This is a genomic window from Pseudoflavonifractor sp. An85, assembly GCF_002161235.1.
GTDB lineage: Bacteria > Bacillota > Clostridia > Oscillospirales > Oscillospiraceae > Enterenecus.
The window spans coordinates 97,370-119,444 of sequence record NZ_NFHE01000005.1; the positions used below are offsets into that span (position 1 = coordinate 97,370).

At 57.1% G+C, this 22,075-nt stretch carries 22 protein-coding genes and 2 riboswitches; of the genes, 16 read left to right on the plus strand and 6 right to left on the minus strand.

The features are described from left to right. The first annotated feature begins 71 nt into the window (after window positions 1-71). The 4 genes from B5G37_RS04165 (at window position 72) to B5G37_RS04180 (ending at window position 4,332) form a co-directional block, all read left to right on the plus strand. Complete coding sequence (locus B5G37_RS04165; protein ID WP_158099343.1) at window positions 72-845, plus strand: helix-turn-helix transcriptional regulator; 774 nt, start codon at window positions 72-74, stop codon at window positions 843-845. Continuing rightward, entirely contained in the window at window positions 842-2,389 is a 1,548-nt protein-coding gene (locus B5G37_RS04170; RefSeq protein WP_087254320.1) for an ATP-binding cassette domain-containing protein, read from the plus strand. The genes B5G37_RS04165 and B5G37_RS04170 overlap by 4 nt, the downstream gene beginning before the upstream one ends. Further along, window positions 2,379-4,034: an ABC transporter ATP-binding protein gene (locus B5G37_RS04175; protein ID WP_087254323.1), complete on the plus strand. Its 1,656-nt coding sequence runs from the start codon at window positions 2,379-2,381 to the stop codon at window positions 4,032-4,034. Before B5G37_RS04170 ends, B5G37_RS04175 begins: the two co-directional genes overlap by 11 nt. Window positions 4,035-4,128: 94 nt before the next feature. Then, window positions 4,129-4,332, plus strand: a complete 204-nt coding sequence (locus B5G37_RS04180) for an alpha/beta-type small acid-soluble spore protein (protein ID WP_087228682.1) — start codon at window positions 4,129-4,131, stop codon at window positions 4,330-4,332. Window positions 4,333-4,409: 77 nt separating this feature from the next. Here the strand turns inward: B5G37_RS04180 and B5G37_RS04185 are convergent, their stop codons facing one another. The 4 genes from B5G37_RS04185 to B5G37_RS04200 all read right to left on the minus strand — a co-directional run bounded on the left by B5G37_RS04185 (window position 4,410) and on the right by B5G37_RS04200 (window position 8,115). Then, on the minus strand, window positions 4,410-5,195 hold the full coding sequence (locus B5G37_RS04185; protein ID WP_087254326.1) for a ZIP family metal transporter: 786 nt from the start codon (window positions 5,193-5,195) through the stop codon (window positions 4,410-4,412). A gap of 179 nt (window positions 5,196-5,374) precedes the next feature. Next, the gene (gene glmM / locus B5G37_RS04190) at window positions 5,375-6,739 is read right to left on the minus strand and encodes a phosphoglucosamine mutase (RefSeq protein WP_087254329.1); all 1,365 of its coding nucleotides are present in this window, start codon (window positions 6,737-6,739) and stop codon (window positions 5,375-5,377) included. Window positions 6,740-6,771: 32 nt separating this feature from the next. After that, a complete protein-coding gene (locus tag B5G37_RS04195; protein WP_087254332.1) occupies window positions 6,772-7,434 on the minus strand; it encodes a UDP-N-acetylglucosamine pyrophosphorylase in 663 nt (220 codons plus the stop codon). A 303-nt stretch (window positions 7,435-7,737) separates the two neighbouring features. Beyond that, complete coding sequence (locus B5G37_RS04200) at window positions 7,738-8,115, minus strand: Rid family detoxifying hydrolase (protein ID WP_087254335.1); 378 nt, start codon at window positions 8,113-8,115, stop codon at window positions 7,738-7,740. Between the two features lie 136 nt (window positions 8,116-8,251). Then, window positions 8,252-8,370, plus strand: a riboswitch (molybdenum cofactor riboswitch). Window positions 8,371-8,455: 85 nt separating this feature from the next. Here B5G37_RS04200 and B5G37_RS04205 point away from each other — a divergent pair. Genes B5G37_RS04205 through B5G37_RS04250 form a run of 10 tightly spaced genes read left to right on the plus strand, consistent with a single transcriptional unit; the run spans window position 8,456 to window position 16,114 of the window. Continuing rightward, the gene (locus B5G37_RS04205; RefSeq protein ID WP_087254338.1) at window positions 8,456-9,481 is read left to right on the plus strand and encodes a molybdopterin-binding protein; all 1,026 of its coding nucleotides are present in this window, start codon (window positions 8,456-8,458) and stop codon (window positions 9,479-9,481) included. Window positions 9,482-9,486: 5 nt separating this feature from the next. Next, on the plus strand, window positions 9,487-10,707 hold the full coding sequence (gene glp / locus B5G37_RS04210; RefSeq protein WP_087254341.1) for a gephyrin-like molybdotransferase Glp: 1,221 nt from the start codon (window positions 9,487-9,489) through the stop codon (window positions 10,705-10,707). A 2-nt stretch (window positions 10,708-10,709) separates the two neighbouring features. Further along, a complete protein-coding gene (gene moaC / locus B5G37_RS04215; protein ID WP_087254344.1) occupies window positions 10,710-11,192 on the plus strand; it encodes a cyclic pyranopterin monophosphate synthase MoaC in 483 nt (160 codons plus the stop codon). Next, window positions 11,176-11,685 (plus strand): molybdopterin-guanine dinucleotide biosynthesis protein B, encoded by a 510-nt coding sequence (gene mobB, locus B5G37_RS04220; RefSeq protein WP_087254347.1) that lies wholly within the window; start codon window positions 11,176-11,178, stop codon window positions 11,683-11,685. The genes moaC and mobB overlap by 17 nt, the downstream gene beginning before the upstream one ends. Next, complete coding sequence (gene moaA / locus B5G37_RS04225) at window positions 11,682-12,656, plus strand: GTP 3',8-cyclase MoaA (RefSeq protein ID WP_087254350.1); 975 nt, start codon at window positions 11,682-11,684, stop codon at window positions 12,654-12,656. The genes mobB and moaA overlap by 4 nt, the downstream gene beginning before the upstream one ends. A gap of 4 nt (window positions 12,657-12,660) precedes the next feature. Continuing rightward, window positions 12,661-13,095, plus strand: coding sequence for an MOSC domain-containing protein (locus B5G37_RS04230; RefSeq protein WP_087254353.1), 435 nt, complete (start codon window positions 12,661-12,663; stop codon window positions 13,093-13,095). A 4-nt stretch (window positions 13,096-13,099) separates the two neighbouring features. Further along, window positions 13,100-13,585, plus strand: coding sequence for a MogA/MoaB family molybdenum cofactor biosynthesis protein (locus B5G37_RS04235; protein ID WP_087254356.1), 486 nt, complete (start codon window positions 13,100-13,102; stop codon window positions 13,583-13,585). Between the two features lie 12 nt (window positions 13,586-13,597). Further along, window positions 13,598-14,416 carry a molybdate ABC transporter substrate-binding protein gene (gene modA, locus B5G37_RS04240; protein WP_087254359.1) on the plus strand — a complete coding sequence of 273 codons (819 nt, stop codon included), beginning with the start codon at window positions 13,598-13,600 and terminating at the stop codon, window positions 14,414-14,416. A 19-nt stretch (window positions 14,417-14,435) separates the two neighbouring features. Then, window positions 14,436-15,092 (plus strand): molybdate ABC transporter permease subunit, encoded by a 657-nt coding sequence (gene modB, locus B5G37_RS04245; protein ID WP_087254363.1) that lies wholly within the window; start codon window positions 14,436-14,438, stop codon window positions 15,090-15,092. Window positions 15,093-15,097: 5 nt separating this feature from the next. Further along, complete coding sequence (locus tag B5G37_RS04250) at window positions 15,098-16,114, plus strand: ATP-binding cassette domain-containing protein (protein ID WP_087254366.1); 1,017 nt, start codon at window positions 15,098-15,100, stop codon at window positions 16,112-16,114. Window positions 16,115-16,156: 42 nt separating this feature from the next. Here B5G37_RS04250 and B5G37_RS04255 read toward each other — a convergent pair whose 3' ends face one another. Further along, on the minus strand, window positions 16,157-16,513 hold the full coding sequence (locus B5G37_RS04255; RefSeq protein ID WP_087254369.1) for a CoA-binding protein: 357 nt from the start codon (window positions 16,511-16,513) through the stop codon (window positions 16,157-16,159). 25 nt (window positions 16,514-16,538) lie between these two features. Further along, complete coding sequence (locus tag B5G37_RS04260) at window positions 16,539-17,354, minus strand: histidinol-phosphatase HisJ family protein (protein WP_158099344.1); 816 nt, start codon at window positions 17,352-17,354, stop codon at window positions 16,539-16,541. Window positions 17,355-17,567: 213 nt separating this feature from the next. After that, window positions 17,568-17,758: riboswitch (cobalamin riboswitch) on the plus strand. A 106-nt stretch (window positions 17,759-17,864) separates the two neighbouring features. Between B5G37_RS04260 and B5G37_RS04265 the strand changes: the two genes are divergently transcribed. Both B5G37_RS04265 and B5G37_RS15855 read left to right on the plus strand, forming a co-directional pair. Beyond that, a complete protein-coding gene (locus B5G37_RS04265; protein ID WP_087254375.1) occupies window positions 17,865-21,293 on the plus strand; it encodes an Ig-like domain-containing protein in 3,429 nt (1,142 codons plus the stop codon). Between the two features lie 59 nt (window positions 21,294-21,352). Beyond that, on the plus strand, window positions 21,353-22,060 hold the full coding sequence (locus B5G37_RS15855; protein WP_087254380.1) for a DUF4430 domain-containing protein: 708 nt from the start codon (window positions 21,353-21,355) through the stop codon (window positions 22,058-22,060). The last annotated feature ends 15 nt before the right edge of the window (window positions 22,061-22,075 follow it).

A 22,075-nucleotide genomic window follows, 5' to 3' on the forward strand; every position in this document is an offset into this window, starting at 1 on the left:
CAACGAAGGCGAGATACCAGGACAGAGGCAGATGTGTTACCATACATGCAAAGGAAAGGAGGGACATGGACATGAGTGAGAAGATGGGACACCGCATCCGGCAGCTGCGCAAAGCGAAAAACATCTCTCAGGAGGTGTTGGCCCAGTTTTTAGGGGTGACGTTTCAAGCGGTGAGCAAGTGGGAAACGGGAGCGGCAATGCCGGATGTGGCATTGATTCCTGTGATTGCCTCGTTTTTTGGAGTGTCCACCGATGAACTGTTTGATTATAACCGCCTGGAATCGGCGGAAAAGGTGCGAGAAATCTGCCAAAGGGCCTATGAAATTCGAGATAGAGACCCGGAGGGGGCCGAGGAAATTCTTCGGGAGGGACTGCGAAAGTATCCGGGCAATGACGTGATTTTGAACAACCTCCTGTACACCATGGATTCCCCACGGCGGGGCGAGGAGATAATTACCCTTTGCAAAACCCTCATTGCCAGCACCCAGGATGACGAGGTGAAATACGATGCTCTGCGTATTTTGGCCCGGACTTACCATGAGCTGGGTCAGCAGGCCCTGGTGGCGCCTACGCTGGAGAAAATTCCAGAACTGTATTTTACCAAGTTGCAGTATATGGCGCTGTTGCTGGAAGGAGAGAAAGCCAAGAGGGCGGCTCGGCAGCACATGGGGTTGTGCTTGGTGCAGACGGTGGAGATGCTAATGGTGATGGGCCGAGGAGAAGGGGGAGAGGCATGGAAGAACATGGCGCAGCAGCTCATAACGGTGGTGCGACAGGAGATGGGTGCAGATAGTACGTTAGCCTGCGCCATGGAAGAGGCGTTGACCGCGGAGGAAACCCTGTGAGAGAGAAGTCTTTGGCCCGGCATTTTTCTCGGTCCGTGGGACTGGGGGCATGCTACAATCTGGGGAAATTCTCCATCCAACTGGCGTGTGGCTACCTGGTATCCCAACTCCTGGCCGGTGTCATGGAAAGGAGGCTGGGAGAGTGGATGCCTTTGGGGATGGGAATCCTGATTCTGCTGATGTGTAGCGTGCTTCCACTGTACTGCCTCAAACAAGCATATGCCAAAGCCATGGCCTGGGAGGCGCAGAGCTTTCGAGGGTGCTTGTACACTGGAGTGCTCCACAGAAGGATACCTATCCATAGTCGGGGAGAGTTGGAAGTGAAACTGCGCCGGGACACCCAGGCGATCATTTCGTTTTGGGAGCAATGCTGGCCCAACGCCCTTGGGGGTAGCATCATCCTTTTGATATCCACAATGGGGCTGATCTGGATGGATGGTAGAGTTGGAGCACTGTTTTTTGCCATCAATCTGGTGCAGCTACTCCCCATCTTGGCCTATGAAGGTTGGGCCAGGAACATCCACAACGCCACCTGTCAGGCGGAAGAAGACTTGTCCACGTGGATGCTGGAGGGATACCATGGCGCCCATGTATTAAAGTGCTACGGAGTGCAAAGTTGGTATCTCAACCGCTTTTATCAGCTGGAGAAACGCGTCATGAACTGGGGCTACCGGGCGGAGGGAGCTGTCACCGCGGAACAGGTAGTGTTTCAGGCCATAGATAGCCTGTTGAACTACGGAAGCTATGTGATGTTGGGGTTGTTTGTTCTCTACGGCGGACTGCCTGTGTCCAAGTTGCCTCTTTTGATGATTTTGGCGGGATATCTCTTTTCCTCTATGAGCGCAGTGTTTCCCTGGTGGTTGGAGCGAGCAAAGTACCAAGAAGCTTGGCGGAGGCTGGGCTGGAAAACGGAAACGGAAGGAAACGGTTTGGAGCCTCTGGGAGTGGAACGGATGGTGCTGAGCTGCCAGAAGGTAAGCAAAGCTTTCGGAGAACGGCAGGTCTTGACAGGAATATCGCTGAAAATCGAAATGGGGCAGCGGGTATTGCTTCGAGGAGAAAACGGAAGTGGAAAATCCACTTTGCTGCGTATTCTATTAGGGTTGGAAGGGCCGGACAGAGGTGTCGTGTCCTTGGGGGTAGATCGAACACGCATTTCCTACGTTCTGCAAGAGGAGGCTCAGACCAATTTGTCGGTGGAAGACTTGGCGCAGGTGTTACAGCAGAGCCCGGGAATGGACGGGCAGGCACTGCGCCGACACATGGAGCGGTTTGGCCTGAACTCCTGTGGGAATCAACCTTTGTCCCAGCTGTCCGGCGGACAGCAAAAACGGTTTTTCCTGTCTGCGACTTTGGCAAAGTCTTGTGATGTGCTGATTTTGGATGAACCCATCAATCATTTGGATGTGGACAGTATGGCATATCTCACGGAGATGTTGCAGTCCTATACAGGAACATTGGTGGTGTGTACGCACATGGCATGGCCGGGAATGGCGTGGGACCAAGTGGTGGAATTGAAGGGAGGTGTAACCCTTGGAGGGTGAGTATTTCGGACCTTCCATCCAGCACCAGAGACAGGCTATGCGCTGGGATTGCGCCAAGTTGATGGCGTGTGTGATCGTGGTGGCATGTTTGGAGTGCCTGCTTACCCTTGCCGCCCCTACGTTGGCCTCCTTGTGGCTGGGTAATATGGCAGATGCGCTGCTAAATCTGGACGTCCCAGCCATCCGGCAAGGATTCCTACCCTTTTTGGGGGCCATCGTGGTGACGGTATTGGTGGTGCCCGGCATGACCTTGATAAAAAATCTCTTGCTTACCCGCCAAGGCACGGCCTACGATGTCTTTCTCATGAATCGTACGTTGCGCATGCCTCACTGGGATTTGCACCGAGTGCCATCCGTAGAGTTTCTCCATCGCATGGAGGTGGATCGGACCATGTACTACCTCGCAGTGGTGCGACTGCTGGCCCTTCCTCCAGCTTTGATGGTGTATGGAATCTGGCTAGCGGTGCTCTGGAGTGAGATGGTGGGCTGCGTATGTTTTTTCCTCTGGGTGTTGGGGCTGGCTGGACTTCCGGTGGTCTATGAAGTGTGGTTTGCCCGTCGGCAGGCCAAATTAAACCAACAGACATCCGAATACGAAGGGGAACGGCTCCAGATGGAGTTGGAGCTGTTGAGTTTACGGGATTTCAGCAAAGGATTTGAACTTAATTCTTTTCTGGTTCAACGGTTACGCCGCATGTTTGAAGACTACTGGCAACACACAGGCCAGGAAACTTGCTGCAAAACTGCGCTGGGTCAGATGCTGCAATTTCTATGCACCTATGGCAGCCAAATAGGGTGTCTTTTGGTGGGTGCCGTCCTAGTTGCGTGGGGCCAGATGGACGTGGGCGGCATTTTGGGCGGCTATCTGCTCCTTCCCACCCTCCAACGGGGATGGGAAACGGTGAAACAGGTGGTGGTGGATGGAAAACAGGAGAAAACATACGGAGTACGTATGGCGTATTTCTACCAGGAGCCGGAACAGGAGCCTGACGACCCATGCCAGAAGGCTGTGGAGAAACTGGTGGTGGAGGATGTGAGTTTTTCCTACGGGGCTCAGCCGGTGCTATCCCACTTGAATCTAACCTTGGAAGCAGAGAAAAACGTCCAGCTATCCGGTCCAAATGGGTGTGGGAAATCCACGTTGGCCAGCCTCATAGCTGGGGTCTGTCAGCCGGACACCGGACGCCTGGTAGATGAACAGGGCCACGAACTCTCCCTTGGGCGACTTCGCCGGCAGGTGGCTTTCCAGGAGCAACAGGGCGTAGTGTTTTCGGGTACGGTTTGGGAAAACCTATGTTTGCCTCGGGAGAAAGCACAGGCAGCAATTCAGCTGCTGACCGAATTGGGATTCACCAAACCCTTGCATGATCTCATTGAGCCAGATGGAAAAAATATATCGCCCGGTGAGCGAAAAAAGATATTGCTGACCCGGGCCCTTCTTCAGGATACCCCGTTTCTTGTGCTGGATGAGCCGTTGAACCACTTGGATTCCCAGGCCCAGTCGGCTTTGATGTGCCGGCTGGAAGCACGAGGTGGGGGCGTGGTCATCATCTCCCACCACGGAGACTTCACTGACCGCTTGTCGCTAAAAAAAGTTTTGCTGGGCGATGACCGTGCTTCGGTGTGGAAAAGTATGGAATGTTGATTTTTTCCAGATAAAATGACGAATATAAAACCGCCAGATGCTCAAACTATGCTCGGATTCCAAATCCAACACAAGTTTGAAGGAGGACAACGATATGTCTAGCAACAACAGTTCTAACAAGCTGGTGGTTCCCGGCGCCCGTGAGGCCATGGATAAGTTCAAGATGGAGGCTGCCAACGAGGTTGGCGTGAATCTGAAGGCTGGCTACAACGGCGATCTCACCAGCCGTCAGGCCGGTTCCGTGGGCGGCCAGATGGTCAAGAAGATGATTGAGGCCTACGAGAACGGCCTGAAGTAATAGCAGTATCAGAAAACAGCGAGACCCGTGGGGCGATGGATATCGCACCCACGGGTCTTTCCTGTATATTACTCTCGTTACCCCAGAGCCACATCCAAGGCCATCATCAGGGTAAAGCCCACGGCGAAACAGACCGTGCCCACGTTGGAGTGTTTACCGGTGGACATTTCGGGGATCAGCTCTTCCACCACCACATACATCATGGCGCCAGCGGCAAAACTCAGGGCGTAGGGGAGGATGGGGACCAACACCCAGGCCAGAGCGATGGTCAGGATGGCGCCCAAAGGCTCCACCGCTCCGGACAACACGCCGTAGACAAAGGAGCGCGGCTTGCTCATGCCACCGGCGCGCAAGGGCATGGAGATGATAGCCCCTTCGGGGAAGTTCTGGATGGCGATGCCCAGGGACAGAGCCAGAGCACCAGCCAGGGAAATACCTTGGGTGCCTGTGAGCAAACCAGCGTAGACGGCGCCCACTGCCATGCCTTCCGGGAGATTGTGAAGAGCGACGGCCAGGGTGAGCATGGTGGATTTCCCCAAGTTGGTATGAGGGCCTTCTGCCTGCGGGCTGTTGCGGTGCAAGTGTGGGATGATATGATCCAGGAGCAACAAAAACAAAACTCCCAGCCAAAACCCCACTACAGCGGGGACAAAGGCCCATTGGCCCAGATGGGCGGATTGCTCCATGGCAGGCACCAGCAAACTCCAGATGGAAGCGGCCACCATGACACCGGCGGCAAAGCCGGTCAAGGAACGTTGGACCATGTCGCTGAGGTGCTTGCCCATGAAAAACACACAGGCGGACCCCAGGGCGGTACCCACAAAGGGGATCATCAGACCGTTAAATATCTCAAAATTAGACATAGAACTCTCCTTTGTGACAAGTTAGGGAAAGCTAACTGGTCGGGTGAATCAAAAGCCTGGGCTGAGACAGGCTTTTAAATATATTCTAGCACGGAGGTAGGAAATATGTCAAGAAAAAGGAAAAGTGAAAAGAGGCCGCATTTGCGACCTCTTTTCGTAAATTAAGTCATGAAATGGGATTAAATGGCGTGGCCCTTGGCGATGACCACATCGACCACCTGCTGGGCCAGTGTCTGGCATTGATCGTGGTCGGGGGCCTCCACCATCACGCGAATGAGGGGTTCGGTACCGGACTCCCGCACCAAAATGCGGCCGGTATCGCCCAGAGTTTCCGCCACGGCGGACACGGCGGCCTGCACGTCGACATCGTCCTGAGCGGTCTTCTTGTCGTGTACACGGACGTTAATGAGCACCTGGGGATAGATGGTCACGGGGGCGGCCAGCTCAGCCAGAGACTTGCCCTGGGACAGCATGGCTTCCATAATCATCAGAGCGGTGAGAATGCCGTCGCCGGTGCGGGCGTGCTGGCTGAAGATGATGTGGCCGGACTGTTCGCCGCCCAAACAATGGCCATTCTTGACCATATTCTCGTATACATATTTGTCACCAACAGCGGTTTTCTCATAGGAGATACCCACTTCGTCCAGGGCCTTATACAGACCGAAGTTGGACATGACAGTGGTCACTACGGTGTTGTTGGCCAGCTGGCCGACGCTCTTGAGGTAGCAGCCATAGAGATACATGATGTGGTCGCCGGTGACTACGTTGCCGTTCTCGTCCACAGCCAGACAGCGGTCGGCGTCACCGTCAAAGGCAAAGCCCACGTCCATGTGATTTTCCACCACATACTTCTGCAAAGCGCCGATGTGGGTGGAGCCGGCATCCAAGTTGATGTTCAGGCCATCGGGATTGGCGTGAATGGTGTGTACCTCAGCACCCAGGGCCTCGAACACCTGGGGACCAAGTTTCCAAGCACTGCCGTTGGCACAGTCCAGGGCTACGCGCTTGCCCTGAAAGGAGTGCTTGGCCAGGGAGATGAGGTGCTTGGCGTAGTTGTCCCGGCCCTCCTCGTCGTCGATGATGCAACCGATGGCATCCTCGCTGGCCATGGGCAACTGGGGCAGAGCCTCACCGTCCAGCGCCAGCTTGCCATCCAGATAGTCCTCCACCAAAGAGATGACTCCCTCGTCCATCTTTTCGCCGTCGCCGTTGATGAGTTTGATACCGTTGTCATAGAAGGGGTTGTGGGAGGCACTGATCATCACGCCGCAGTCGTAGCAGCCCCGGGAGGCCACGTAGGATACAGAAGGGGTGGTGGTGACGTGCAGCAGGTGTACATCTGCGCCAGAGGCGGCCATACCGGCGCTGATGGCATATTCCAGCATATAGCTGGAGCGGCGGGTGTCCTTACCCACCACAATGGTGGCTCGGTGCTTCCGGCCATAGTAGTAGCCCAGAAAACGGCCAATCTGATAGGCGTGGTCGGCGGTGAGGCCTACACCGGCCTTGCCGCGGAACCCGTCCGTTCCAAAATACTTACCCATGCGTTGTTCCTCTCTTTCCATTGGGGAATGAATTAACCCTGTCGGGTGGTGATGTGATCTTTGTCCTTATAGATGCTGTTCTGGGGGATGACACCGCGCACGCAGCTGGTGGGGTAGACGCTGGTGTGGCGGCCCAGAATGGTGCCAGGGTTGAGCACCGAGTTGCAGCCCACTTCCACGAAGTCACCCAGCATGGCGCCTACTTTCTTGCGGCCCGTCTCCAGCAGTTCCTCGCCCTTGATGACCACCAAGGTCTTATCGGACTTCACGTTGGAGGTAATAGAGCCAGCGCCCATGTGGCTCTTATAGCCCAGAATGGAGTCACCTACATAATTGTAGTGGGGAACTTGGACCCCGTCAAAGAGAATGACATTTTTCAGCTCCACCGAGTTGCCCACCACGCAGCCCTCGCCCACCAGAGCGGAACCGCGGATGAAAGCGCCGTGGCGCACCTCTGTGTTGGGGCCGATGATGCACGGAGCGCCCAGGTAGGCAGAGGGCATGACCTTGGCGGTACGGTGTATCCATACCTGGGGCTGGGGCTGGTCGTATTCCTCCGGGGACAAGGTGCTGCCCAGGGAGAGAATGAACTGAGAAATGCCCTCCAACGCCTGCCAGGGATATTCAAACTGCCCCAGATACTCTGCAGCAGCGGTATGCGAGAGGTCAAAAAGATCTTGAATTTTCACATCCATCTATGATTGCCTCCATCTCTAAGATTCATCTACTTTATCATAGTAGATTTTATGTCAAGAATCAACCGATTTTTCTGTCGAAAATCTACCAATTCATTCCTTTATCTTGGGCATGTTGCCGGATATGTAAGGGAGAAGTCGATTCAGAGCAATGGGAAATGCTCAAATATGGCATAAAACCCAAGCGTTGTGAATGGAGATATGTCAGTATATGATGGGATCGCTCCAGATGAAAACAGCAGGGTTCAATCTCTGGATAGCCAAGAGACTGGACCCTGCTGAATGTACTGAAAAACTGTGAGGTTACTTTACAGCGATGGCCTCGATTTCAAACAGGCCTCCCATGGGCAACGCACCAGCCTGCACGCAGGAACGAGCGGGGGGATTTTCCGTGAAGAAGGTGGCATACACTTCGTTGATGGCTGCAAAGTCTGCAATGTTGGCCAGAAATACGGTGGTCTTGACCACATTGGAATAGTCCATGCCGGCGGCCTGAAGCACAGCACCCAGGTTTTCCAAAGCTTGTTTGGCCTGGGCCTGCACGCCCTCGGCCAACACACCGGTCTGGGGAATGAGACCCAGTTGACCAGAGGTATACAGAGTATCGCCACACAGCTTGGCATGGCAGTAAGGGCCCACCGCAGCGGGGGCGTTCGCAGCAGAGATGGTTTGATTGCTCACAACAGATCACTCCTTGTTTGATGGTGAAACGCTGGTAAAATACCGCATATATAGTGCTAGTATACAGGAGAATGGGGCACAGGGCAAGAGAAAAACCGTTGTGTTGTCCCTGAAGTTGTGATAAACTAGACCCAAAGAATATTGATTGCTTCGAGCCAGTAGGTCTAAGGGCACACCGCCTATGATCGCTGGCCAGGGTCATGTTGGAAACGAGATGGCCTTCCGTCTTTGAAAAGAAGCAACTCCAGCCAGTCCCTTTTTCAAAAGGGGCTTATGTGTCGTGGGCTTGGGAGTGCTGTCTTTTTGGGGCGGCACTCCCTTTTTTCATGGAGGTATCCACATGAAACTCATTGAAACCCGCAACGCTGTGGGACACGTGTTGTGCCACGACCTCACCCAAATCATTCCGGGGGTCATCAAGGACGCCCGCTTCCGAAAAGGGCACATTGTCACCCCGGAGGATATCCCGGTGCTGCTGTCCATGGGCAAGGAGCACCTCTATGTCTGGGAACAGCAGGAGGGAATGCTCCATGAAAATGAGGCTGCCCTGCGCCTGTGCACGCTGTGCCAAAATGAGCACATGACCACCACCCCGGTGAAAGAGGGTAAAATTGAGCTGCGAGCCGACTGCGACGGCCTGTTTCAGGTGGATGTAGCACGGTTGGAGGAGATCAACGACGACGATGCCATCATCATCGCCACCCGCCACACCAACACCGCCGTGCACCGTGGGGACAAGCTGGCAGGCACCCGCATCATCCCTCTGGTCATTGAGGAAGAGCGACTGCGCCGGGTGGAGCAGCGGGCAGGGGACACCCCCATTCTCTCCCTGACTCCCTGGAAGGTGCGCACCTGTGGTCTCATTACCACCGGCAGCGAGGTGGCAAAGGGGCTCATTCAGGACAGTTTTACGCCTGTGGTAAAGGAGAAACTGGCGGCTTTTGGGGTCACTGTGACCCACCACTGCCTGCCTGGGGATGATCGGGAGGCCATCACGGCGGCGGCCTTGGAGTTCCATGACCAGGGGGTGGACATGATTTTGTGTACCGGAGGGATGAGTGTGGACCCGGACGACAAGACCCCGGGGGCCATCAAGGACACCGGCGCTCGGATTGTTTCCTATGGTGCGCCGGTGCTTCCGGGAGCTATGTTCCTGCTGGGCTACTTTGACGATGGAACCCCCATTTTGGGCTTGCCTGGGTGTGTGATGTACGCGAAAGCCACCATTTTTGACCGGGTGCTTCCCCGTATTGCGGCGGGGCTACCCGTGGAACGCCAGGACATCAAGAAGATGGGACACGGCGGGCTGTGCTTGGGCTGCGCCCAGTGCCACTATCCCATTTGCCCTTTTGGAACCGGAGTGTGAGAAATATGTGGCAGGAACGTGTTTCCTGGGAGGAAGCGCTTGCCTTGATGATAGACTCTCTGCGCCCCCTGGGGGAAGAGCAGGTGGGGCTGACCGAGTTGCTGGGCCGAACTCTGGCCCGGGACGTAGTGGCTCCTATGGATCAGCCTCCCTTTGACCGGTCCCCCTTGGATGGTTACGCCTTGCAAAGTGGGGATGTCCAGGGAGCTAGCCGGGCCACCCCCGCCCAACTGCGGGTGCTGGAGCGGGTGTGCGCCGGAGAGAGGGCAACGCAGCCGGTGACACCGGGGGCCGCCATACGCATTATGACCGGGGCGCCCCTGCCCGTGGGGTGTGACTGCGTGGTGCGCCAGGAGGACACCGACCAGGGCAATCCTGTGGTGGAGGTGTATGCCCCAGTGCGGGCACATCAAAACTATGTCCGCCAGGGGGAGGATTATACTGCGGGTACCCTGTTGCTTACCGCCGGAACTCGGTTGGACGCTGCGGCAGTGGGGCTTCTGGCCAGCGCCGGGTGTGACACGGCGTGGGTATATCGTCGGCCCCGGGTGGCTCTGCTGGTGACGGGGGACGAGGTGGTGGACCCATCGACACACCCCCTTCCCGCTGGAAAAATTTATTCCTCCAATTCCTATCTGCTCTCCGCACGGCTGTGTGAGCTGGGAGTGGAGCAGGTGAGCTGTTGCACGGTGGGGGATGATCCCCAGGATATGGCACAGTGCATCAGGAAGCTTCTGGAGACTCACCACTGCCTGATCACCACCGGCGGGGTGTCGGTGGGGGAGCGGGACGTGCTACGTACAGCGTTGGAGTTGGTGGGAGCCAAAGGCATGTTCTGGCGGGTGAAGCTGAAGCCAGGCACCCCGGCCATGTACTCCCTGGTGGACGGGAAGCCGGTGTTGTCCCTGTCCGGAAACCCCTTTGCTGCTGCGGCTACCTTTGAATTGCTGGGACGGCCCATGCTACACGCGCTGTGTCCGGAGCCACAGTTTTCCTTACAGCCGTATCAGGCAATTTTGGACACGCCGTTTCAGCGATGCTGCTCCATGCGGCGGTTTTTGCGGGGCATCTATGCCCAAGGGCATGTGACGCTGCCCAAAGGCCATGCCTCAGGGCAGTTGCGCTCTCTGGTGGGATGCAACTGCCTGGTGGAGGTACCGGCGGGGCATGTACCCTTGCAGATGGGGGATGTATGCACCGTGTATTTCATCAACGGGAGGGAATAAAAATGGAACCCAAATTCAATCATTTTGACCAGGACGGCAACGCCGTGATGGTGGATGTATCAGAAAAAGCCCCCACCCAGCGTACCGCGGTGGCAGAGGGGACCATCCGGGTCTCTCCCGTGGTGCTACAGGCCATTGCCGGCGGCACAGCGGCCAAAGGAGACGTGCTGGGTGTGGCCCGGGTGGCGGGAATCATGGCAGCCAAGCGCACCAGTGATCTCATTCCCTTGTGCCATCCGCTGGCATTGAGCTACGTCAGTGTGGATTTTGAGCTGTTGCCCCAGGAACAAGCGGTCAAGGCCCGGTGCACCGCCAGACTCACGGGAAAGACCGGAGTGGAGATGGAGGCCCTCACCGGGGTTAGCGTGGCCCTGCTCACCATTTACGACATGTGCAAGGCTATGGACAAGGGCATGGAGCTGGGAGAGATTCACCTGGTGCGCAAAGAGGGCGGCAAGTCTGGGGTGTATGAGCGTGGAGAATAAGCCGGTGGTGGTGGCGGTTTCCGGGGTGAAAAACTCGGGAAAGACCACCCTTATCACCGCCATGCTGCCCCATTTTCAGCGAGCGGGGATACAGGTGGCGGTCATCAAGCACGACGGCCACACCTTTTCCCCCGACCCACCCCACACCGATACGGGGCGGTATATGGCCGCTGGTGCTGCTGGGGCGGCCATTTACGATGGGGAGACCAGCAAGGTGATTTGGCGGAAAAAGCCGGATATGGATTGGCTTATCACCCTGTTTCCCCAGGTGGACCTTATTTTGTTGGAGGGTGGAAAGCATTCCCGCTGGCCCAAGCTGGAACTGTTGCGGGAGGGAAACTCCACCCAATCGGTGTGCGACCCCGCCACACTACTGGCGCTGGTCACCAACACACCGCTGCGCCTGCCCCAGGTCCCCACCCTACCCTTGGATGACCCGGAGCAGGTGGCGGCATTTGTGGTGCAATATATCAAGAAGGAGTGTGCTCCATGAGGGATCGGCTGGGCCGGAACATTGATTATCTGCGTATCTCGGTCACCGACCGGTGCAACCTGCGCTGTGTGTACTGTATGCCGGAGGAAGGGGTGGCTTGGATGCCCCACCGGGATATCCTCACCTATGAGCAGGTCACTCAGGTAGTGGAAGCGGCGGCTTTGCTGGGCGTGCGCCACGTGCGCCTGACGGGGGGAGAACCTCTGGTACGGCCCCAGCTGGAGCATTTGGTGGAGCAGCTCAAAGGGGTAGAGGGCATCGAAACGGTGACCCTTACCACCAATGGGGTGCTGTTGGCTCAACAGCTACCAAAGCTACGTCAGGCAGGGTTGGATGGGGTGAACATCAGCCTGGACACCCTGGACCCCCAGCAGTTTGCCGCCATTACCCGCCGGGATATGCTCTCACAGGCCTTGGAGGGGCTGGAGGCGGCCCGGAACACCCCAGGTTTGACGGTGAAGGTCAATTGCGTGCCCACCCAGTATAACCGAGATCAGATCGCTCCCCTAGCCGGATTGGCCCAACATCAGGACCTTTCGGTGCGATTTATTGAGATGATGCCCATTGGTTTGGGGCGCGAGGGGAATGGATTGACCCATGCTCAGGTGATGGAACAGCTGGAACAGGCCTATGGCCGTCCCATTCCCTGTGAAGCCCCCCGCGGGGCAGGGCCCAGCGAATACCTCACATTTTCTGGTTTTGTGGGGAGAATCGGCCTAATTAGTGCGGTGAGCCATCAGTTCTGCCATCTGTGCAACCGGGTGCGCTTGACCGCCAGCGGATTTTTGAAAACCTGCCTGCAATATGACACAGGGATATCTATCAAGCCTTACTTAGAGAAAGGCTGTCCAGGGGAAGTACTTTACAAAGCTATGGAGCAGGCCATCTATGAGAAACCCGTCTCCCACCACTTTTCCACAGTGGCCCAGGCTGGAGACGAGGCAAGCAACATGAATCAAATAGGAGGATAAGGGCATGGGAAAGGTCTTGGCTGTGTGTATTAGCGAGAAAAAGGGGACGCAAAAGAAAAACGTGACCTCTGCCACCTTTGTGGAGGACTGGGGCATCCAGGGGGATGCCCACGTAGGAAAGTGGCATCGCCAGGTGTCCCTGTTGTCCCACGAGCAGGTGGAGGCGTTCCGCGCCCGAGGGACTGTGGTGGACCACGGGGCCTTTGGGGAAAACCTGGTGGTGGAAGGATATGACTTCAAAACCCTGCCCATTGGGACCAAATTCCGCTGTGGCGATGTGGTGTTGGAATTGACCCAGGTGGGCAAGGAGTGCCATGCCCACTGTGACATTTACCAGGTCATGGGGGACTGTATCATGCCCCGGGAGGGCGTGTTCACCCGGGTGCTCCACGGCGGGACCATCTCCGTGGGGGATGAGCTGACCGTCTGGGAGGGATGAGCGGATGAGAGTTGCCATTATCACTTTGAGCGATGCGGGCTATGCTGGGCAGCGGGAGGACAAAAGCGGCCCCCTGATTGCCCAGATGGTGGAGCAGGCAGGGCACCAGGTGGTGGAGACCCACCTGTTTCCCGACGGTATCGAGCCGCTGCACACCACCTTGTGTCAGATCTGCGACGAGAACCGGGCAGATCTCATTTTGACCACTGGAGGTACGGGATTTTCGCCCCGGGATCTGACCCCTGAGGCCACGGCCCAGGCCATCCAACGCCCCGCACCGGGTATTGCGGAGGCCATGCGCTATCATTCTCTGCAAATTACCCCCAAGGCCATGCTCAGCCGCGCCACTGCGGGGATTCGGGGCCAGACGCTGATGGTCAACCTGCCAGGGAGCCCCAAGGCCGTGGGGGAGTGCCTGGAGTACATTTTGCCGCCCTTGGCCCACGGCTTGGAGATTTTGACCGGACAGGCGGGGAACTGCGCCAGATAGGAGGGATTTGGAATGAAAAAGCTTTTGTGTGTGGGCTTGATGCTGTGTCTGTGTTTGGGTGGATGTGCCCCTGCGTCACAGAAATCGGAACAGACGGAAACAGAGGTGGTAGTGTTTGCCGCCGCGTCTCTGGAATCAGCCTTGACCCAGATTGCAGAGAAGTACCAGGAGCAGCACCCGGATGTGAAATTCACCTTCACCTTTGACTCCTCCGGCACTCTGAAGACCCAGATTGAGCAGGGGGCGACGTGTGATCTGTTCCTCTCCGCGGCCCAAAAGCAGATGAATCAGCTGGACAGCCAGGACACCACCGGGGAGAACACCAGTGGCTTGGATTTTGTCTACTCGGAAACCCGGATTGACTTGCTGGAAAACCAGGTAGTGCTGGCGGTTCCACCTGAAAATCCTGGCAAGATAAATTCCTTTACAGACCTTACAAATGGGGGATATTTGCTGTGCATCGGCAACGAAGATGTGCCGGTGGGGGCCTACTCTCTGGAGATTTTGGAGTATCTGGGCTACTCCCTGGACCAGCTGGAGGAGCAGGGACAGGTGACCTATGCCTCTAACGTCTCGGAGGTGGCCCGACAGGTACAGGAGGGGGCGGTGGATGCCGGAATGGTGTACGCCACCGATGCCAGCACCTATGGGCTTACGGTGGTGGATGCCGCCACTCCTGAGATGTGCCGTCAGGTCATCTATCCGGCTGCGGTGATGAAGTGTGGACAGGAGGGAAGCTACCAGGCCGCTCAGGACTTCCTCACCTATTTGCACACCGATTCCGAAGCCATGGAGATTTGGAAGGACGTAGGCTTCACCCTGGTGGGGTGAAGAAAGGGGACCGAATGACATGGACTTGTACCCACTGCTCAACTCGCTGCGTATTGCCGTCATTTCCACGGCCCTCATTTTCTTTGTGGGGTTGTGGGCTGCGCAGGTGATTTTCCGCTGCCCACCGGTGGTGAAGGGAATTTTGGATGTGGTGCTCACCCTACCGCTGGTGTTGCCTCCCACGGTGGTGGGGTATCTGTTGCTGTGCCTGTTGGGGCCCAACGGATGGGTGGGCGGCTTGGTCCAGCGGTGTCTGGACGTGCGCTTGACCATGGTGTGGTATGCGGCGGTGTTTTCCTCGGCGGTGGTGGCATTTCCCCTGATGTACCGCACCGCCCGGGGCGCCTTTGAGAGCTACGACCAAACCCTCACCGATGCGGCCCGAACTTTGGGGCGCAGTGACCGGTGGATTTTCTGGCACATCCAGCTTCCGGTGTGCCGCCAGGGTATTGTGGCGGGGACGGTACTGGCCTTTGCCCGTGCTCTGGGCGAGTATGGGGCAACCTCCATGATCGCCGGATACACGCCGGGGAAAACGGCCACCATTTCCACCACGGTCTATCAGTTTTGGCGCACGGGAAATGATGCCATGGCCCTGCGGTGGGTGCTGGTGAACTTGGGTATTTCCGCTGTTGTGTTGTTGGCCATCAATTTGTTGGAGCGCAAGGAGAGGTGACGGACATGGCCCTGACGGTAGACATCCAAAAACAGCTGGGCCAATTCCGGCTCCAGGTTTCTTTCACCGCTGCCATGGAAGAGGTGACCGGACTGTTGGGAGCCTCGGGAAGCGGCAAGACGGTAACGCTGCGGTGCATTGCCGGGCTGCTTACCCCCGATGAAGGACACATCGAATTGGACGGGCGGGTGCTCTTTGACCACAAGAGTGGAGTCAATCTGGCCCCACAGCAGCGAAAGGTGGGCTATCTGTTCCAGCAGTACGCCCTCTTTCCCCACTATACGGTGGAGCAGAACCTCGCCGTGGCCACCCGGGACCGGGGCCAGGTGGAGGAGCTGTTGCGCCGCTTCCAGTTGGAGGAGCACCGAAAAAAACGTCCCTGCCAGCTCTCAGGCGGACAACAGCAGCGGGTGGCGCTGGCCCGAATTTTGGCGGCCAAGCCCCAAGCGCTGCTGTTGGATGAGCCGTTTTCGGCGCTGGATACCCATTTGCGGGGAGAGATCCAGGCGGAACTGAGTCGATTTCTGACCCAGTTCTCCGGCCCCTGCCTCATGGTCACCCACAGTCAGGATGAGGTGCGGCGACTGTGTGACCAGGTGTGTGTGGTGCACGACGGCGTGTCCCAGGCGGTACAGACCACGGAGGAATTTTTCAACTATCCCCGTACACGGTCTGCTTGTCAGCTCATGGGCTGCCCCAACTTGTCTCCTGTGGAGCGGCAGAATGACGGCACCTGCTATGCCGTTGCATGGGGAATTCCCGTGCAGGTTCCGCCGGACGCGGCCTATGTGGCGATCCAGCCCCACCATGTCTGCTTGGCCCAGGGGCCTGGACAGAACCGCTTGGCCTGTACCGTGGCACAGACGGAAGAGCGGCCCTTCTCCGTGTCCGTCTGCCTGAACGGCCCCACCGGGCCGCTGTGGATGGAGGCACCTCATGAGGTGTGGGCGGGGAGGGATCAACGCCAGGAGATCTGGGTGGAATTGCCCCCGGCCCAGCTCCTTCCACTGACGCAAGAATAGGGAAAACCGCCTTGACTCTCTTGGAGCCGAGGCGGTTTTGTGTTATTTGCAGTATTCTCGCAGACCTACCAGCAGACATCCGTCCAGATAGGGAATGTGATGTTCCTCCAGGTAAGCCAGCAGTGCTTCATCGGACGCACCGGGCTGGATGAGTACACAGCGGAAGGGCTTGCGGCACTCTTGCAGCAGCTTGAGGCCTTTGGTGGGGTGGATGCACAGGTCGATGACGTCAATGTCCTCGGCAATGTCGTTGAGTGAGGCCAGCTCTTTGCCTACCGGATACACGGTGTAGCCGTGGTCCAACATGGCTTGTTTGATTTTGTAAGCGTACTTGTCCGGGTTGAGAGTGTCGCCCAAAATGGCGAAGCGGGATTGCTTCATAATCTCTTGTAAGTCCATAGTATCCTCCTTTTCGTGGGTGGTGTTACATAATGGAGTGGAATTTTGGGGTTCTCTGGCGGTAGGTGCACACCCAGCGGTAACCCAGGGAGCGCAGCAGCTCCACGGCCTGGTCGAATCCTGCGCCGATGTACTCCGGTCGGTGGGCATCTGAGCCCAGGGTGATGATTTCGCCCCCCAGGGCTCGATACTGGGTGAGCAGGGGAATCCACTGGCGGATGGTGGAGCCTTGGCTGGTGTTGAACTCCATACCTTTTCCACTTTCAATGACCTTTTTTAAGATTTCTTCCAGACGGTCCTGCCAGGGTTCCAGGGACAGCTGGAACTGGGTGGGGAAATAGCGCAGGGGGTAGATGATGTGCCCCAGCACATCGAAGGTGCCCGCCTCCACCAGCGCCTCCATCTGCTGGATGTAGTCCTCCAGCACGTCAAGGGCCAAGGTGCGGTCGGTGCAGGCCTTGGCACAGGTGAAGATGCCCACTCCATCCCGGGCCAGGCTCATGGAGTGCAAAGAGCCGATGACAAAGTCCAGCTCAGGCAGCTTTAGGCCCTCCTCCACGGCGGCGGTATCTACGGTGCTGTTGCCCAGCTCAATGCCCAGACGTACCTGGATGCGATTGGCCCAGGTGTCCTGTAGTTGCTCCCACTGCTGGAGCAGGGGGGAGAAATCGTAGTGGGTGGGGAGCCGTTCTCCCTTTTGGTTGAGCAAATTCCAATGTTCCGTCATGCAAAGCTCGGATAAACCCACACGGTGGGCTTGAGTGATGTTCTCCAGCAAGGTGGAGCGGGAGTCGCCGGAAATGTAGGTGTGGGTATGGTAATCAGCCAGGTAAAGTGGCATGCAGAGACCTTCTTTCTGTGAATTCCATGGGATCGTATCTAGTATACCGAAATTTGGGCCTAGAAAAAAGGGGGTGAACCGGGAAAAATATTTTATGTGGAAATAGAACAGTTGAAGGGGAGTAAACGAGAGTGGAAAAGATAAAATCACCATAATTCTACAACCATCAAATTTCCTCTTTCCGTTTTTCTCTGGGCCATGTATAATGGTGCTAATTACATAAACGCCATGTGTGATCTGTGTCCGGGCAGATTGAAAAGGGAAACAGGTGCAAAACCTGTGCGGAGCCGCCGCTGTAATGGAGGAGCGCTTGCAAAGATGTCACTGAGTGGGCAACCGCTTGGGAAGGCTGCAAGGGCGATGAGACCAGAGCCAGAAGACCTGCATATGGTGGAACCAAGGAACGTTGAAGGCGATCAACGAGCCTTGTTTTTGTGTTGTCTAAAACGGCTGCAACCTTCTGGTTGCAGCCGTTTTTTGACCTATTTCCCAAGGAAAGGACGGAAAGAGATGAAGGCAGTGAACGGAAGATGGGGGCAGAAAATACTCAGTATGTTGCTGGCCCTGACCATGGTGCTCACTCTGGCCTCTCCGGCTATGGCCCAGGTGGTAGCCCGAGCGGGAGAACAGACCGTGACGGTGACCATGGAGTACATGGACGAAACGGGCAAAACGGAGTATTATCTTACCCCCACCCAAGTGACTTTGGAAGAGGGAGATATCCTGCTGGATGTGTTGCAGCGTGGGTATGAGGGTCAGGGCGAGGTGACATACAGTGTTTTGTATGGCTTCACTGTGACCCCCAAGGATGGCCAGCCCGTGGGCGAAGTGGGCTGGGGTAAGAAAGCCTGGTGGCCCTTTGTCAACAGCACCAAGGTGGGAAACAAATACGAGGTGAGCGCCGGTGAGGTGATTCGCTTTGTCTATGTCCAGGACAACGCCCAGGGTATTCCTGGGTATGTTCCGCCCACCACGGGAGGTGGACAGGGTACGTTGAGCATCAATAAGGATAAGCTGGTGTCCAGCCTTGCTCAGCTCTCCCAGCCCCAGATCGACGCCAATGTGGAGGCCTATCAACAGGCCTTGCAGGTGGCGGTGGATGGGGCCTCCACCCAGGAGCAGGTCAACGAGCAGACCGCCATCGTGGCTCAGCTGTTGGCCCAAAAGGTACCCGCCACCGACATCACCGTCACCCCTGAGGAGGTGGAGCTGATGGTGGGCCAAACCCAGCAGCTCACCGCCCAGCTCACCCCGGAACAGACCAACGACACGGTGGTGTGGTACAGCGAAAACACCCACGTGGCTCAGGTCACCGAGGAGGGTGTGGTCCGAGGCGTGGGTGAGGGTACGGCCGTTATCACTGCCCAGGCCAATGAGACAGTGAAGGCCACCGTCACTGTGACGGTAACAGGTGTTGCCACCCAGAGCCTGACTTTGAGCCAGACCTCTCTGGACTTGGAGGAAGGCCAGGGCGTCCAGCTGTTGGCCACCGTGACCCCCAGCAACTCCACCAATCCGGTAACCTGGCAGAGCAGTGACCCCGACCGGGTTACCGTGGACGACAGTGGCCTGGTGGTGGCCCATCAGGCGGGCACTGCTCAGATCACTGCCACTTCTGGAACTTGCACCCAGGTGTGTACTGTAACGGTGGCTGCCCGGGAGATTCCCACCACTCCCACGGTGGTGTTCCAGCACACCGATGGCCGCCTGACTTTTGCCGATGAGACCGGGACCTTCACCCTGTCTGCTCTGGACGAGGGCAAGTTCATTCTGGAGGGCGTGGCTGAGGGGCAGAGCACCTATTGGAGCTGCAGCCAACAAAATGGAGGCTCGGAGTCCTCTAGTGTGTATATCTCCTCGGGTGGTGTGTTCTATCCCACCGTGGGCGAGTACCAGGCTTACGTCTACGACAAGAACCCCGAGTGGTATGAGGCCACGGAGCTGGGGGCCTTCCGGCTGAAGGTGGTGCCTACCCAAATCACCGATTTGAAGTTGTACCTGGACGGTTGGGAACTCAGTGGGGAGGAGCCGGTGTACCTGAGCGGTACGGCTCCCAAGCAGGTGACGGTGAAGGGCTGCGTGGATGGCGTGTATATCTCCATCCCCAATCAGGCCCTCTTGCTGACCTCCACGGAGGGTTCTTACATCTACACCATGGACGATGAGGGCGGCGTGGAGTTCTTTGCCGAGGATCAGGCTATGCACACCTTTACGGTGGCGGTGATGGATCAGCCCCAGGTCTCGGTCACCTTCCAGGCCACCGCCAAGCGCATTGATGTCACTGGGCTGACGGTGACCTACCCCGAAGTGTTTTACATTGAGAGTTGGAACGGCCTGGGCAACCAGTATGTGGGTGTAACTTCCCATGCCACCGATCCCGAGGATCGCTACGAAATCAACATCGCCCCCTACAATGCCACGGTGAAGGACGTGGTGTGGGTGTCCCATGACCCGGACATCGCCGAGTATCAGGATACCTATAACAACGGCATTGTACCCAAAAAAGCGGGTACGGCCCGGTTTACCGTCACCAGCGTGGATAACCCAGCGGCAAGCCAGACCTTTTCCATTGAGTTTGCCTATAAAAATCCTCTGGAGCAGGTAGAACTGGAGGAAACCGAGTATAGCCTGCCTCAGTTTGAGTCTATGGATCTGGACTTGCTGGTCACGCCCTCCAATGCCACCAACCAGCGCTTCACCTGGACGTATAGCCAGGAGGGGGTGGTCAAGGTGATGGACTACGTTACCAGCACCCCTGGAACCATGACCACCACCCATGTGCTCTCTGCCTTGGAGCAGGGCACGGTGACGGTGACGGGTACTCCCTTGGACGACACCATGGGTGCCCAGCCCATCCAGTTTACTGTGACGGTGACCGAGCCGGGAGCGGTGGAAGAGTTGGATTTTGACCGGTATGTGACGGATAATATCGACCACGCCCTCACCTATCTGGAAGATCAGCTGGAGAGCAACTATATGTACGGCGCAGAGTGGAGCTTGTTCACCATTCTCCGCTCGGGCGGTAGCCTGAGCCAGAAGGATCTGGATACCTATTATGCAAGTGTTGTCCAGCAGGTACAGCAGGGCGGTAGAATGCTGCCCACCGACTATTTCCGCCTGGTCGTTACCCTTTTGGTTATGGGTAAGGACCCCACCGATGTGGAGGGGGTCGACCTGGTGGAACTGATGTATAACTACCCCAATCTGGACCGTATGACTTCCAATATGATGGCCTTTACCCTGTTGGCTCTGGATGCCAAGGAGTATGAGGTGCCGGAGAACGCTCTGTGGAGCCGGGAGGTGCTGGTGGAGAAGATTCTCACCTTCCAGAATGAAAACGGCGGCTTTGGCCTGTCCTCGGCCAAGACGGTGAGCGTGGACGTCACTGCTATGGTCCTCCAGGCTCTGGCCCCCTACCGAGATCAGGAGGCAGTGGCCGTGGCATTTGAGAAAGCCCTGGATTATCTGCAGGGTGAGATGACCACCGACTGCGGCTACATCAATGAGGGAGACGACAACGGCTGTACCGCCGCCCAGGTGCTCACCGCCTTGGCAGTGGCGGGCATCGACCCTCTGGACCCGGACAACGGCTTTACCCGAGGAAACTACAATCTGGTGACCAAACTGGACCAGTTTAAGCGGGAGACAGGCTTTACCACCTTTGGTTCTACCCAGCAGCCCGACGGCATGGGCACCGCCCAGATTGGCTACGCCCTGGAGGCGTACCGGCGATTTGTGGCCGGGGAGCCCTCCCTGTATGATCTGACCACCTGGACCCCTGCGCCGCCCACCGGGGGAGACGAGGACGAGACAGAAGATGACCGCCCGGTGCCCAATACCGGAGACCAGGCCCATCTGGCAGGCTACGGGCTGGCAGTGATGGTCAGCGCTGTGGGCCTGTGGGGCATGGCCTGTTTTGCCCGCAAGAAAGAAGATTGACCGAATCCACATGCACCCCGGGCATATGCCCGGGGTGCATGTAACAGAGAGGAAGAACTATGAGACAGTTGAAGCGTTTGATGTGCCTGTGGGGCGTGGTGTTGTTGCTAACTCTGTGTGGGTGTCAAGGCGCCCCGGGAGCGGAGAGTGTCCAGGTGTCCCCGGCCCCCAGCCAAGGGGTAGAGGAGACGGTGGCGCCCAGCCAGAGCCTGGCTCCCCAGCCGGAGGAATCCCAGGCTCAGCCCCAGCAGACCCAGACCCCTAGCCAGAACCAGGGGCAGAAGGAGGAAACGGTGGTGTCTACGCCGGCTCCCACCACCAAGCCGGCCCCTACGGCCAAACCCACTCCTGCACCTACTCCTCAGCCTACCCCCAAGACCAAGACTTGTTACATCTCCATTGAGTGTAAGACCATTTTGAGCCGTATGGAGGATTTGACCCCTGGCAAGGAAGGCCTGGTGCCCAAAGACGGGGTGATTTTGTCCCGCCGAGCCATCTCCTTCCAGGAAGGGGAGACGGTGTTTGACGTGCTGTGTCGAGCTACCCAACAGTATGGCATTCATATGGAGTATGAGTACACCCCCGGCTTTGGCAGCCACTACATCGAGGGAATCAACAACCTCTACGAATTTGACTGTGGAGCGGGTTCGGGCTGGATGTACTTTGTCAACGGCTATAAACCCAATTATGGGGTGAGCAAATATACCCTGAAAGATGGGGATGTCATTGCGTTTAAGTATACCTGCGATTTGGGCTACGATTTGTAAGGAGGCTGGGCGGGC

Bases quoted from the DNA above. Each gene is read 5' to 3' on its own strand.
- B5G37_RS04165 (WP_158099343.1), top strand. From the start codon at position 72: ATGAGTGAGAAGATGGGACACCGCATCCGGCAGCTGCGCAAAGCGAAA.
- B5G37_RS04180 (WP_087228682.1), top strand. From the start codon at position 4,129: ATGTCTAGCAACAACAGTTCTAACAAGCTGGTGGTTCCCGGCGCCCGT.
- B5G37_RS04185 (WP_087254326.1), bottom strand. From the start codon at position 5,195: ATGTCTAATTTTGAGATATTTAACGGTCTGATGATCCCCTTTGTGGGT.
- glmM (WP_087254329.1), bottom strand. From the start codon at position 6,739: ATGGGTAAGTATTTTGGAACGGACGGGTTCCGCGGCAAGGCCGGTGTA.
- B5G37_RS04195 (WP_087254332.1), bottom strand. From the start codon at position 7,434: ATGGATGTGAAAATTCAAGATCTTTTTGACCTCTCGCATACCGCTGCT.
- B5G37_RS04205 (WP_087254338.1), top strand. From the start codon at position 8,456: ATGAAACTCATTGAAACCCGCAACGCTGTGGGACACGTGTTGTGCCAC.
- glp (WP_087254341.1), top strand. From the start codon at position 9,487: ATGTGGCAGGAACGTGTTTCCTGGGAGGAAGCGCTTGCCTTGATGATA.
- moaC (WP_087254344.1), top strand. From the start codon at position 10,710: ATGGAACCCAAATTCAATCATTTTGACCAGGACGGCAACGCCGTGATG.
- mobB (WP_087254347.1), top strand. From the start codon at position 11,176: ATGAGCGTGGAGAATAAGCCGGTGGTGGTGGCGGTTTCCGGGGTGAAA.
- moaA (WP_087254350.1), top strand. From the start codon at position 11,682: ATGAGGGATCGGCTGGGCCGGAACATTGATTATCTGCGTATCTCGGTC.
- B5G37_RS04230 (WP_087254353.1), top strand. From the start codon at position 12,661: ATGGGAAAGGTCTTGGCTGTGTGTATTAGCGAGAAAAAGGGGACGCAA.
- B5G37_RS04235 (WP_087254356.1), top strand. From the start codon at position 13,100: ATGAGAGTTGCCATTATCACTTTGAGCGATGCGGGCTATGCTGGGCAG.
- modA (WP_087254359.1), top strand. From the start codon at position 13,598: ATGAAAAAGCTTTTGTGTGTGGGCTTGATGCTGTGTCTGTGTTTGGGT.
- modB (WP_087254363.1), top strand. From the start codon at position 14,436: ATGGACTTGTACCCACTGCTCAACTCGCTGCGTATTGCCGTCATTTCC.
- B5G37_RS04250 (WP_087254366.1), top strand. From the start codon at position 15,098: ATGGCCCTGACGGTAGACATCCAAAAACAGCTGGGCCAATTCCGGCTC.
- B5G37_RS04255 (WP_087254369.1), bottom strand. From the start codon at position 16,513: ATGGACTTACAAGAGATTATGAAGCAATCCCGCTTCGCCATTTTGGGC.
- B5G37_RS04260 (WP_158099344.1), bottom strand. From the start codon at position 17,354: ATGCCACTTTACCTGGCTGATTACCATACCCACACCTACATTTCCGGC.
- B5G37_RS04265 (WP_087254375.1), top strand. From the start codon at position 17,865: ATGAAGGCAGTGAACGGAAGATGGGGGCAGAAAATACTCAGTATGTTG.
- B5G37_RS15855 (WP_087254380.1), top strand. From the start codon at position 21,353: ATGAGACAGTTGAAGCGTTTGATGTGCCTGTGGGGCGTGGTGTTGTTG.